Annotated in this window: 19 protein-coding genes; 6 read left to right on the forward strand and 13 right to left on the reverse strand. The window is 60.5% G+C overall.

What is annotated here, in order from left to right; translation table 11 throughout:
- Positions 1–7 precede the first annotated feature (7 nt).
- From NTU39_RS05290 to NTU39_RS05350, 13 genes are all read right to left on the reverse strand, one after another.
- A complete protein-coding gene (locus tag NTU39_RS05290) occupies positions 8–808 on the reverse strand; it encodes a PRTRC system ThiF family protein (protein WP_257959371.1) in 801 nt (266 codons plus the stop codon).
- Positions 805–1,515: a hypothetical protein gene (locus NTU39_RS05295; protein ID WP_257959372.1), complete on the reverse strand. Its 711-nt coding sequence runs from the start codon at positions 1,513–1,515 to the stop codon at positions 805–807. The genes NTU39_RS05290 and NTU39_RS05295 overlap by 4 nt, the downstream gene beginning before the upstream one ends.
- A complete protein-coding gene (locus tag NTU39_RS05300) occupies positions 1,505–2,311 on the reverse strand; it encodes a PRTRC system protein A (protein ID WP_257959373.1) in 807 nt (268 codons plus the stop codon). Before NTU39_RS05300 ends, NTU39_RS05295 begins: the two co-directional genes overlap by 11 nt.
- The gene (locus NTU39_RS05305) at positions 2,308–2,961 is read right to left on the reverse strand and encodes a PRTRC system protein B (protein WP_257959374.1); all 654 of its coding nucleotides are present in this window, start codon (positions 2,959–2,961) and stop codon (positions 2,308–2,310) included. Before NTU39_RS05305 ends, NTU39_RS05300 begins: the two co-directional genes overlap by 4 nt.
- 59 nt (positions 2,962–3,020) lie before the next feature.
- Complete coding sequence (locus NTU39_RS05310; protein WP_257959375.1) at positions 3,021–4,013, reverse strand: PRTRC system protein F; 993 nt, start codon at positions 4,011–4,013, stop codon at positions 3,021–3,023.
- Between the two features lie 181 nt (positions 4,014–4,194).
- Entirely contained in the window at positions 4,195–4,587 is a 393-nt protein-coding gene (locus NTU39_RS05315; protein WP_257959376.1) for a PRTRC system protein C, read from the reverse strand.
- A 27-nt stretch (positions 4,588–4,614) separates the two neighbouring features.
- Entirely contained in the window at positions 4,615–5,097 is a 483-nt protein-coding gene (locus tag NTU39_RS05320) for a PRTRC system protein E (RefSeq protein ID WP_257959377.1), read from the reverse strand.
- A 17-nt stretch (positions 5,098–5,114) separates the two neighbouring features.
- Entirely contained in the window at positions 5,115–5,354 is a 240-nt protein-coding gene (locus NTU39_RS05325; protein ID WP_257959378.1) for a hypothetical protein, read from the reverse strand.
- Complete coding sequence (locus NTU39_RS05330) at positions 5,351–5,626, reverse strand: hypothetical protein (protein WP_257959379.1); 276 nt, start codon at positions 5,624–5,626, stop codon at positions 5,351–5,353. The genes NTU39_RS05325 and NTU39_RS05330 overlap by 4 nt, the downstream gene beginning before the upstream one ends.
- An 11-nt stretch (positions 5,627–5,637) precedes the next feature.
- Positions 5,638–5,844, reverse strand: a complete 207-nt coding sequence (locus NTU39_RS05335; RefSeq protein ID WP_257959380.1) for a hypothetical protein — start codon at positions 5,842–5,844, stop codon at positions 5,638–5,640.
- Between the two features lie 105 nt (positions 5,845–5,949).
- Positions 5,950–6,093 (reverse strand): hypothetical protein, encoded by a 144-nt coding sequence (locus NTU39_RS05340; protein WP_257959381.1) that lies wholly within the window; start codon positions 6,091–6,093, stop codon positions 5,950–5,952.
- A gap of 6 nt (positions 6,094–6,099) precedes the next feature.
- Positions 6,100–6,270: a hypothetical protein gene (locus tag NTU39_RS05345; RefSeq protein WP_257959382.1), complete on the reverse strand. Its 171-nt coding sequence runs from the start codon at positions 6,268–6,270 to the stop codon at positions 6,100–6,102.
- A gap of 210 nt (positions 6,271–6,480) precedes the next feature.
- The gene (locus NTU39_RS05350) at positions 6,481–7,167 is read right to left on the reverse strand and encodes a S24 family peptidase (protein WP_257959383.1); all 687 of its coding nucleotides are present in this window, start codon (positions 7,165–7,167) and stop codon (positions 6,481–6,483) included.
- A gap of 247 nt (positions 7,168–7,414) precedes the next feature.
- Here NTU39_RS05350 and NTU39_RS05360 point away from each other — a divergent pair, with 247 nt between their 5' ends.
- The 6 genes from NTU39_RS05360 (at position 7,415) to NTU39_RS05385 (ending at position 11,320) form a co-directional block, all read left to right on the forward strand.
- The gene (locus NTU39_RS05360) at positions 7,415–7,540 is read left to right on the forward strand and encodes a hypothetical protein (RefSeq protein WP_257960155.1); all 126 of its coding nucleotides are present in this window, start codon (positions 7,415–7,417) and stop codon (positions 7,538–7,540) included.
- A 115-nt stretch (positions 7,541–7,655) separates the two neighbouring features.
- Positions 7,656–8,186 carry a phage regulatory CII family protein gene (locus NTU39_RS05365; RefSeq protein WP_257959384.1) on the forward strand — a complete coding sequence of 177 codons (531 nt, stop codon included), beginning with the start codon at positions 7,656–7,658 and terminating at the stop codon, positions 8,184–8,186.
- A 29-nt stretch (positions 8,187–8,215) separates the two neighbouring features.
- Positions 8,216–8,440, forward strand: coding sequence for a hypothetical protein (locus tag NTU39_RS05370; protein WP_257959385.1), 225 nt, complete (start codon positions 8,216–8,218; stop codon positions 8,438–8,440).
- A gap of 26 nt (positions 8,441–8,466) precedes the next feature.
- A complete protein-coding gene (dnaB, locus tag NTU39_RS05375; protein ID WP_257959386.1) occupies positions 8,467–9,840 on the forward strand; it encodes a replicative DNA helicase in 1,374 nt (457 codons plus the stop codon).
- An 11-nt stretch (positions 9,841–9,851) separates the two neighbouring features.
- Entirely contained in the window at positions 9,852–10,895 is a 1,044-nt protein-coding gene (locus NTU39_RS05380; protein WP_257959387.1) for a helix-turn-helix domain-containing protein, read from the forward strand.
- The gene (locus NTU39_RS05385; RefSeq protein ID WP_257959388.1) at positions 10,892–11,320 is read left to right on the forward strand and encodes a hypothetical protein; all 429 of its coding nucleotides are present in this window, start codon (positions 10,892–10,894) and stop codon (positions 11,318–11,320) included. The genes NTU39_RS05380 and NTU39_RS05385 overlap by 4 nt, the downstream gene beginning before the upstream one ends.
- Positions 11,321–11,513 lie beyond the last annotated feature (193 nt).

Raw genomic sequence — 11,513 nt, forward strand, 5'->3', positions numbered from 1 at the left:
GCTGCACCTATTCCCCGGCCGGAATTGCGATAGGGCGCATGTTTCCGGTCTTGAGGTTTACGAACGCGCCGCGCCACGTTATCTGTCCGTATCGGAAGAACTCCCAGAGCAGGGCGAGCGCTGGTGTGGCCACGGCTTGATTGATGAACAACTCCTGACGCTCGAGCGCCTCGGCGAGTCCGCAGCTCGGCGCGTCGTCAGCTGGTGCAGTGGTGTCGACCAGTTCGGGGAGCGTGCGATGCGGAGCGGGAAGTCGCGCGCGCGGTTCGATGCCATCACCGACGAGCAGTGGTGGCAGATCGTCACGCACGGGCAGTTGGCCGAGTAGCACCTGGCCGTCGCTTGCGCGGTTGCCTAAATCAAGGATGTACCCGCGAAAGCTCCTCTCTTCCAGCAAGCGGTAGATATTGGCGCGCGCGGCCGAGCTGTCCACGCAGACGATTGCGATCGTGGGTTTCCCGGTTAGTTGGAAACTCCCGCTGTCCTGATTGGATGCAAATCGCCGAGGTTCTGCACGCCAGCTCAGTCCGAAAAACTGATTTACGCGGTGCACGAGTACGCTGCTCTTATGGAGGCCGACGTCGGCCGGACTGAACATCTGGCGCCCCATGTTCGCTTCGCTTACCGTATCGTCGTCGTATGCGGTGACATCAAATCCCGGATGACCAAGCGCCGTCAGTGCGTGATTCAGTCGGCCGAGGCCGGTGAGCATAAGCGACCCATTGCCGCCACATCCGATGAGCAGAACGTTCACAGCACGGCTCAGATAGGCCGACGGAGCGATGTGGGTCTGATCGAGCTTGGTCATCCCTGCACCTTCTCTGGCCGCGTGGCTGCAATGGTGGCGTCGATGGTCTTATCTGCGGCGCTTTCACCGGCGAGGAACGACGATCCCTCTTCGGGATACTCAACGTCCCATGCGTACAGCCCAGCGCCGCTATGACTGCTTTCGCCGCCCATCTGCAAGGCGATCTCTCCGTCGAGCTGGTCGCTGTCTGTGTCGCGGTCAGGAGCGATCAGGTCAAGTGCTTCAAGAAGCTGCCAGCCGCTCATGAGAAGCGGCGCAGGTTTCGCGCGCTCGCCGCTCTGCGCGGTCTGTGAGGGGGAAGTGCCAGGGGCGGCGGGCAGCAGCATCCAGTGCGTCGGCGCGACGGGCCAGCAATTCGGAACGTCGTCTGCTTCGACGGCCGCCTCATACCAACCGGCGTCGAAGTCTTCGGGTTGGTCCCACTCCCCCTCGATCTCTTCCTTGGAGATCCATTTGCCGCGAACGGTCTGCCATTTTCCGTAGCTGTTCTTGTAGCCGAGCAACATCGCGTGTCCGGTCTTTGGTGCCGTCTCGATCGATTGCCACAGAGCGAGCGCCTGCGGGCTGCTTTTAGCGAGTCCATTTTCGAAGGCTAGTTGCGCCACGTGAGCGATGACGCGCTCGGCTGCACCGTACGTGCCACCACCCATCGTGAACATGCGCGCGGCCTGCTGAAGCTGCTTGTCGGTGAGGGGCTTATGCGACATGAGTTGCCTCCCACGACTTGAACACGTCCGCCGACGAAACCTTTATCGGGATGTTGAGGCCGAGCGCGCAAAGGCGCATCTCGATCGACGGCGTGTTGCCTTCTTCACCGAGGTTGCCGACGACACATGCCAGCTTCACTTCGCCGAGATCGTCCTGGTCATCCGTCTCGCTGAAATATGCCGGTGCGGTGCCGTGACTGTGGATATCGACCACCAGCGACAAATGCGCCGCGAGCTTCGGGCGCTCGTACTTGATATGGCCCGGGGATACCTCACTCGGTTGCAATGCCATGTACTCGAGCAACTGCGACTGGTCATTCCAGACGATCCACGCAGCGTGCTCATTTGGTAGATTGTCACGCGCCTCGATGGCGAAGCCAGCAATGAGCGGCAGTGCGGCGGGGAGTCGGCCGAACGCCATTTCGCATTTGCCTTCGACGGTCCCGTAAGGCGGGCGCGGGCCGTCCGGCGCAAACTTGCTGACCTGGCGAATGAGGTGGAGCCACGGGCGACGAATCTCCACGAAGATCCCATCGGCGGCAGCGAGGAAGCGGTGCCCGACTTCCTGCAGCGCTTCGAATTGAGCGTGCTTCGGCACGGCCAGCGTCGGCGCGCTGTCGAAGAGGGCGGCGTCGAGTTGGATCTGCGCGTCGTCATCTTTCGCAGCGATCGCACGTGGGCGGGCAGACTCCAGTTCGTGCTTCACGGCACCGGAGAATTCAGTCAGGGCGTCCGCGAGTTGTTTGAGTGCGTCTTTCGAAGCTACGTCGAATGCGTTGAGAATTTGTTGCATCATTTCTCTCCTTTGGAGATGCGGTGGATTGCGCTGGCCAGCGTCTCGTCGGCGGGAATGAGGGCCGACAGCGGAAAGGTCGCGCCGTCAAGAAGGTCGACCCAAAGTTGAGCCGCGCCACCCTTGCGCTTGATAAGCCTGGGCTGGTTGGTATGGGTGAAGCGGCTGCGGAAAAACGCGTCTTCGAATCCTTTGATCGATTCAGGCGTAGCGGCCTTCGGCGTTTGTGCGCTGCCGGTGCAAATCCTTCCGCCTTGCCAGACGTTGTAGTAGGGCGCATTGAACAGCGCAGATTCCGGCGTCGGGCGAGCATTCTTGCGAAGGGCGAAGACATGCCAGCCGCGATGTGATGCGACGAACAGCAGCGGGGGATGCTCCGTAATTCCGGCGCGCTCGCCGATCGCATCGTCTGTGGCGAACCAGACATGGCGCTTCTCGGCCGGACGCCACCACGCGATCAAATTCGGCTGCGTGAACACCAAGCGTTCGGGCACGAACCCGGCATAGGCCGCTTGCTCCTGCGCCACTGCTGCGAAGTCGGCCAGATCGTCGTGAGTCAGTGCGGTACCGGGACCGAGGTGTGGGACATCGTCGGCGATGTGGATCGGGTGGCACGTGGCATACGCTTGAGCGCGACCGGTGTCCGTATACAAGACGATGGCGCTGCGCGGGAAAAGCGTTGCATCGCGCTTTGCTTCGATGGTGACTTGACTCATGCCGTACGCTCCCCGATCAGGTCAAGCAATGTTTCGACCCGTCGCGCGAGTTCGCCCATGCGCGGGAGACCTTCGAGCCACGCCCGCAAGTCGTTTCCCTTAACGGGTATAGCGACTGCTGTGCACGCGTCCACGTGCTCGCCCTGAATGGCTGTGTTGGCGTGGTCATCCCAGAGACGGAGAACTGCGTCGTCGCTGTGCCATCGAATAAGGGCGGATGCGCCGACCAACTCACACTGAGCGTCGTTTGCGACAGACGGGAAGTACGCCGAATGCTGCGCGAGAGCGCTTATTGCGTCGCACGAAGCGATGACGGCTGCGGCATATCCGTCGCGTTTAGCGGCCTCTTGGATGTCCCGCTTCGTCAGAACTCTTTCAGGGAAAGTCGCCCACTCGGGTATGCCAGAGAAGAATTCGGCGCGGCGGAACACATCAACCGTCGCGTCCTTGGCTTCCTCGGGCGTCATCCATCCGAGCATTTCCTCGACCGCAAGCTCTTCATCTCGCTCGCCATACCAGTGCACATATTCCGCGCTCCAGAGCGCGGTTCTGGGGGTATAGACGGCCGGTAGGCAATCGAGCGCGTCGTAGAGCAAGGCGAGGGCGGTTTGCCCCAGGCCCGGCAGCGTCGATTCGAGTTCCATAATGCGTGCGCCGATTTCGATCACCGGCCACTGATCAACGGTATCCGGTCGCATCATGCAGAAGAATGCCGTGGCGTCGTCGGGCGCATAGAGTTCGGTTCCTGCCAAGACATGCAGATGCCAGTCAAACGTGCGCAGACCGGTGGTGGCTGTCGCGAACGTGGGCGCGATTGCGCGCCTGCAAACCTCCGCGAACGATCGCGGAGGTTTGCCGCGAACGCACTCGTCACCAATGAGTCCGGCGTCGAGTAGCGTCATGGCCAGCGCTGCGGTGTAGTCGGCGTCTCCAGCGAGCTGATAGAGCGGCGCGATAGCGCTTGCGCGTGGAATCGCAAGGGCTCTCATGGCAGCAACCCCACGCTCGCGGAGGGCGGCGACGGGCGCCGCTGGTCGCCAAGAGCCGACTGGCGGATGACGCGCTCAATGCCCCGTACCAAAGGCGAGTTGATATGTCGCGCTGACACGCGCGTGCTGGTAGCTCGATTAAGTGAGCCGCCGCGAATTGCAGCGTGCAGGTCAATGAGCTTCATGCCTTCACCCCGGCATGTTCGTCATAAAGGCGATGGATGCGTCGCAGATCGCGGTCGGCGATCGCGACAACCTGTCCGCTATTGAGGGCGCGGTTTAGCTTCCCGATAAATGCGTGCTCGCGCTCGGGCACGTCGCCTTCCTCGGCGAGTGTCTTGAGGCGTGCAGCTTTTGTGCTGATCGAAATGCAGCCTTTCGTACCCACTGCGCGGCGGAACGTGTAGACCTGCTTGCTGCCGGACATTTCCGGCCCTTCGATATCCGCGTTTACGATTTCCGGATACGTGTTTGCGTAGAAATCGCGAACCTGCTGAATGCTGAACGCAGGGGCCGGATCTGCGAGTTTGACGCTGTTGTAACGAAACTCGCGGTGGAGCGCTTCGGTTTTCATGGCGGGAATCTCCTCGGTGAGTGGCTGTTACATCAGGTCGAGCGCCTCGTTGCCGAGCAAGTCGTCTGCGTCACTGGGGGCGTTCGGCGTTGCGGCGGAGGATGCTGCGCTCTCGCCGGATGCTTCGCCATTCGTGTCGGTCGGCGCGGCACCCTGCGCGCTCTCGTTCGTGGGCGGCGTGTCATTGGTGGGACCGCGCCTTTTCTGGCCGCGCGTGCTCTTGGGCTTATTTGTGGCGGCAGGCGTCTCGGCGTCATTGCCTTTCGCATTGGCATGCGCGGCGGCGCGAGCCTGGTCGAGCAACGAAAGAGCGCCCGGCTCGTAGATCGCCACGGCTTCCGGGAATTGCTCGTCGAGCTCTTCCGGTGTGCCGATCAACGAAAGTGGGTGCACGGGCGTGCCTTCCTTAGTGGGGGTGGGCAGGACGTGCACACGCAGATGCTCGCCTTCGGCGGTCACTGCGATGGTCAGGCTGGTGCGCTGCGCGAGCGCGTGCAATTCGGTGAACATGAAAGTCTCCGGAGCGATTACTGCTTGTGAAGGGGGAAGAAGCCGCGCGCGACGCCGCGGTAATAACAAAAGAAGAACCAGGCGCTGAGCGCGAAGATGCCCCACGTCTCGGCTTTGATGGTCACGTAGAACCAAGCGGGTTGGCCGCACAGGCCGATCAGCGATCCCCATCGTGCGTGCGCGGGCTTGCTGGTCAGGAAGTAGACCGCCGTGACGGACGTGACGAAGATGTAGAACTGAATGATCAGCGCAGTCATGCCGCACCTCGCGCTGCGCGTGCGGCACCATTGAGTACGCGGGGGCGGCGACGGCCGATAGCTGCACTGGCCTTGTCGGCGAGGATGCTAACGCGGGCAGCGCACTCACAGTCATATGTACTCGGTGCGCTGATCGTATCGAGCACGATGGCGTCACCGGCGCGCACGATGTAGCGCGTGTGCGGCGTCCCGTGGATCGGCCGCACTTGAGTCGTAGTGGTGGGAGCGCGATCACGCCCAAGCCCGACCTTGTTGGTTGGCTTCGTTTTCATTGGATGGCGGGTTAGTCGTCGATGTCGCCAGCGGCGAGGCGCTTGAAGTCGACGGGGTGGTGAGGGAGCGGGCGCTGCTCGCGTTCGATGCGGATTCGGGTCAGGACCTCGAGAGTCGCCAGCAGGTGTTGGCCAGCCTGTTCGAGCGGCGTTGTGACCCGAAACAGCGCGCAAGTGCGCAACAGCTCGTCGCGGGTGACTTTCGCGGTCCTGTCCATGTCAGACCTCAGCGAGCCAGCGCCAGACGCGACGAAGCAATCCCAGGCGGCGTGCGCGGAATGGCCCTGCGATGGCGTTGCTAATAGAGAGCGGGTCGCGGCGATTCATTTGACCAGCCCTGCCAAGAACTCAAACGGCGGAGCGGCGTAACCGGCCAGGCCAGGGGCGATCACGGTGAAGAAGATCGCTCCTATCCAAAGTGGGATGTCCGGATGGATCGCTTCGAGTCGAGAAAGAATGGCGCGCATCGTAGGTCAGCCCTCGACGCGGAAAATGTCGACAACGGTTGCGGCGGGATACTTTGCGCAGATCTGCGTCCGTGCGTCCAGCGCATTTGCGGCCTGGACGACGTCCGTGAGCGGCTTCGCATTGAGATGCGCCGTGCCAGCAGGGAGATACGCTGCAGAGTACTGGTGCAGTTCCATTTAGTTCCTCCAACTCAGGTTGTGATGCGAGTTGGAGGAATATTACTTTGCAGTAATTTTTAGAGCAATACCAAAAAGTAATGTATAGGATTGAATTTACCTAACGGTATTCAAAAACATTAGTTTTTAGTAATTTTTAGTTGTGAGGCGGGGGGGGCGCTTGATGGGGTTGGAGCGGGGGCTGCGGCCCGAGAGAAGGGCCGCAAGAGATTACATGCGTGTCTTGATTTTGCGAGCAGGTACAGGATGCGCAGCGTAGTACATCCACGCCACTTCCTCGTCGCGGTATGTGAGAGTTTCTGGCCGGTTGTAGCTGCCGAATCTCAAAATGCCGTCTCGTCTGGAGAGCAGGCGCTTCAGCATCGTTTCGCCGGACTTGAGTCGAACCAAGACGCAGTCCTCTAAGTCCGGTTCGGTACCCGGTTCGATCAGTGCGAACTCGCCGGGGTTATAGCGCGGAGCCATCGAGTCCTGCACGACTGGAACCAAAAATGCCTGTGGGTCGGTGCTGGCTAGGATGCCGTATTGATCAGTTACCCCAACTGGATAGTCCCCATCTGTCCAAATGCGGTCAGGGAGACCGCCCTGCGCTTTGCCTATCACGGGGATCTCGCGGAACTTGGTGAGATCGACGGCATAAGTGAGGGGTACCGGATGGCCCGGGCCGCTTTCGTTAGTTTTCTCGTTCGATGGGAGAGAGTCTAACCATCCGGCCGCAATTCCCGCAAGTGCTTCGATCTTGCGGGCCTTTCGTTCGCCGAACGATTTGTCGCGCAACAAAGACGAGAGTTCGCCTTGGTTCATGCCGGTGGCATCTAAAAACTTTGCCTGAACGCCCCCGTAATGCTCGTTGATGAGCAGGCGGAGGCGCTGTCTGCGGGTCGCTTGGATATCCATCGCGCGATTATCGGGGACGAGTACCATAAGGTGAATCACTGAATGGTATTGACAGAAAATTACTAAACGGTAATTATTCGGCGCATGGACAAACTGCGCGCTTACCTAAATTCCCTCTCGGCAGCCGAGCAAGCACAGTTTTGCGCGGCCTGCCGCACCTCCGTCGGGTATCTCCGAAAGGCTCTAAGTGCTCGCCAAGCCTTGGGTGCGGCGCTGTGCGTCGCAATCGAGCGGGAGTCTTCTCGCCATGTCACTCGATTTGATCTTCGCCCAGACGATTGGGTTGAGTTCTGGCCTGAGCTTGCTCACCAGCCACGCGGCCGCGCGGTCGAGCGCGTATGAGGCGAGCAATGCGGGTGCGCTCGAGAGGTGAAAGGCGTCGCAATTGTTTCGGCTTACGGTGCATGTCAGTTCCATTGAGCGTTGACTGTCTCAATGGTATCGGCGCACCCCAAAAGTAAACACGGCAAAAATGAGGAGCGTTAACCGTGACCCGTCGCTACAACGAAATTAACCAGCATGACGCCCTTTACCTGATCGCGCGCGCGTACCCCGGTGGCATTGAGGCACTCGCGCAGCGCATGGGGAAGTCAGTCAATGTGCTGCGAAACAAACTCCGGCCCGATATCGATACGCATCACGTGACGTTCGAGGAGGCTACCGAGATCACAGAGTTGTGCGTCGCTGCGCGCGTGCGCGAGGCATCGTTGGCGTTCGATGCAGCGGAATGGCGTCTAGGCCGCGTGGCCTTCCAGATGCCGGTTATTGAAGATGCTGGTGATCAGGGGCAACTCGCAACGGCGCTCGGCGATGCCATCGGACGGATTGGCGCAGTCGCTGAGAAGGTCAGTGAGTCGATTCGGAACGACGGTGTGATCGACTGCAGCGAGCACGGTGAAATCGAGAAACTGTTTCAGGAATGTCTTCGCGCGGTGTCGCTGTGGCGTGCGAACGTGACCGCTCGACATCAGAGCGATATGGCCGCTTCCGGCCGACCGAACTGCTGCGTGGGGGACTGATGCCGAAGCCGACGCTCGGAAAGCGGGCAATGCAACGAGCGGTGCGCGTGATCGACGGCGTGCTCTACCGCGCCCGTGAACCCTTCGCAGTGTTTGTCGTGAAAGGGGAGGCAGTGGCGCTGCGCACGTCGACGGCGCGATGCGCTTGTGAACTTCGCCGCTCGACTGTGCACGGCCACCTAGTGGGCGTGTACGACGGCCGGGCCGACATCGATGCCGTTGTAGCTGATCTTGAACACTTTGCCGCGCGCTGATCAGCGCCGGAATACCGGGAGCATTAATGGGAACGCGCGATCCCGTCGCCGCGAAGAGGCCGATCTTTGCCCAAGAGGCTGAGCAATCCGTAATCGGTGCGCTGCTACTCGACAACGAGGCATACGACCGCGTCTGCGACACCATCTCTGCAAACGACTTCTACATCTCCGAGCACGCCGCGATCTACCGCGCAATCGAGGCGTTGCTATCCATCGGAAAGCACGCAGACGTTATCACGGTGTTTCAGCGACTACAGGACACCGGCGTCAAGATCGAGCGGCCGCTCGCCTATCTGAATGAACTGGCCTCCAACACGCCCAGCGCTGCGAACATCGTGCGATACGCGGAGATTGTTCGCGATCGCGCGATGCTGCGCGGGCTGGCTCGGTCGGCCAATAAAGCTCTGGAGATGGCATACAAAACGGGCGGCCGTGAAGCTGCCGATGTCATCGACCAGGCGCAGGCCGAACTGCTGTCGCTAACCGATAACGCTCAACGCGCAAACGATGGATTTCAGCCGATTACGCCGTACTTGGCCGAAGTGGTGCAGCACGTCGATGACATGTATCACCGCGAGGATAAGTCCGGGATCGTGGGCCTTGCGACGGGCTTTACAGCGCTAGATGAACTGACGTCGGGACTGATGGACACCGACTTCGTTGTCATCGGCGCACGTCCCGCGATGGGCAAGACGGCGCTTTCGATGAACATTGCCGAATACGTTGCTACCACGCTGGGTAGGACCGTCGCGGTTGCATCAATGGAGATGGGTGGCTTCGCGTTGGCGATGCGCCTGCTCGCGTCAGCTTCGAAGCTCAGTCAGAACCGACTTCGGGCAGGTCGAATGCGCGACGAAGACTGGCCACGCCTGACGCATGGCGCAATGCACCTCAACGACATCCCGATCTACGTCAAGCAGGAGTCGACGGTCACGCCGACCTCGCTTCGCGCTGCGGTGCGGAAGCTCAAGCGGATGGTGGGTGAGAAGCAACTCGGGCTGATCGTCGTGGACTACCTGCAACTGATGGATATCGAGTCGCCCACGGCTAACCGCGCGGCCGACCTCGCGCAGGTTTCACGAGCATTGAAAAAACTTGCGATGGACGAGCGCGTACCGGTGATCGCGCTGGCCCAGGTGAATCGCGAAGTCGAGAAGCGTGCCAACAAACGGCCGGTAATGTCCGACATCAAGGACTGCGGCGCCATCGAGCAGGACGCCGATCAGATCTGGTTCCTGTATCGCGATGAGGTCTACAACCCCGACACGATGGACAAGGGGAGCGCCGAGTTGATCGTTGAGAAACAGCGCAACGGCGCGCGGGCCACCATCCGACTGGCGTGGCGTGGTGACGTAACAAGATTCGAGGATTTCTCGAGTGAGCCGCAAGGCTCAACGTAACGAGGTTATCTATGACGGCTTTGCCGAACTTCTTTAATTGGCGCAAGGCGATGCAGAAAAGCGATTTGCACCCGCACTCCCGCCTCATTTTGCACACGATCGGTTGCTACATGAACGTCGCCGACGAGATAGCGTGGCCGTCGATCGAGCGCTTGGTCGAGGAAACTGGTTTGTCGCGAAGCTCAGTGTGCAAGTACCTCGATGCCGCTGTTAAAGCGGGCTGGCTCGAGAAGTGGCGGCGAAGGCAGCCCGGTGAGCAATGGGCGCAGAATCACTATCGTTTGGCTGTGCCCGATGGAGTTGTGCGTGTGCACGTCGCTGAGGTAGCGGGACTGTTACAAAGTCCGTCGCACGGACGTGACGACACGCAAATGCTTGATTCTAAAGCCGCCGCCAATGGGTTAGGTCCGTATCACGGACGTAATGCCGAGCAAGGTCCGCAGGACGGACTTGACGATTCGGGCGAGGGTATGCCCGAGAGGGATTTTGGGGGGGATCAGGTCCGTGGCACGGACACTAATACTCCACTATCAGATGTTAGTAATAAAACCTCTCTTGTCCCATCTGGCGATGGGACGAGAAATGACCTTTCCTTTGATGGGGGAATGGTCGTTGACGACGCGGCGGAGGACTTGCGACTGGCAGAGTGGATTTTCGCGCGCATTCTCGGCATGCATCCGAAGCACCGTCAGCCCGACATGGAGTCGTGGGCGCGCGATGTGCGTCTGATGCGAGAGCGCGATAACCACTCACGTCGAGAGATTGCGGCGCTTTTCGATTGGGCGAACCGCGACGCGTTTTGGCGAAGAAACATACTGTCGCCAGGGAAGTTGCGCGATCAGTGGGACCAGTTGGTGATTCGCCGTGAGGCGTCGACAGTCGTTGCGGCGGGCAAGGTGGCAGCACTACCGGCGGCCACTCATGCCGATGGCGGCTGTTGCCACGTCAGCGCAACAGGCGAGCGTTGCTCAAGGCCCGGCGCGATGAAACACGGTGGGCACTGGTGGTGCATGCCGCACTACCGAGACACGATTGATAACGAGGAGAGGGCATGACTCGATTGGCAATCCCGCGTGAGCGCGGTGGACGGCGTGACCCACACGAGCGGGTGCGGGAGCGGCTTATTTCGTGGGGGCGTTGGGTGGAGATGCAGGGGCGAATGGGGTACGGCAGCAGTAGTTTGACCATCGACCCAAGCGACCGGGCCATGCCACCGGTCTACGTCCCGGTGCAAGAGCTTGAGTGTTCGCAGACCGACGATGCGGTCCGCAAGCAATCGCGCCAGTTGCAGGATATCGCGCTGCTCGAGTACGTATGGGCGTTGACGGTGTCGGATGCCGCGCAGCGGGCACGAGTCAGCGAGGGGCATTACCGAAAGCTGCGGCAGATGTTGCACAACGGCGTTCAGTACTGCATCGAGAATCCTCGGGAGGCGGTGCCGCCGCATGCTGCTGTTCTAAAGCCGATGGCGCGGGCCTAGAAACTGCACAAAACTGCACGCGAATTGACACCGTTTTCTCTTTTCAAATCATGAGCTTCCAGAACAGCTACCCCTCGGACCCTTGAAAACAGGCGCGGATACTCGTACATTTCAGCTACGCTTTGCGAAGCCTGCGTCTCCAGAATGTACGGGGCGCAGCACTTGCAGCCACAGCCCGCCAGGTCAACGCCTC

Origin of the sequence: Pandoraea commovens (assembly GCF_024704525.1) — a bacterium.
GTDB lineage: Bacteria > Pseudomonadota > Gammaproteobacteria > Burkholderiales > Burkholderiaceae > Pandoraea > Pandoraea commovens.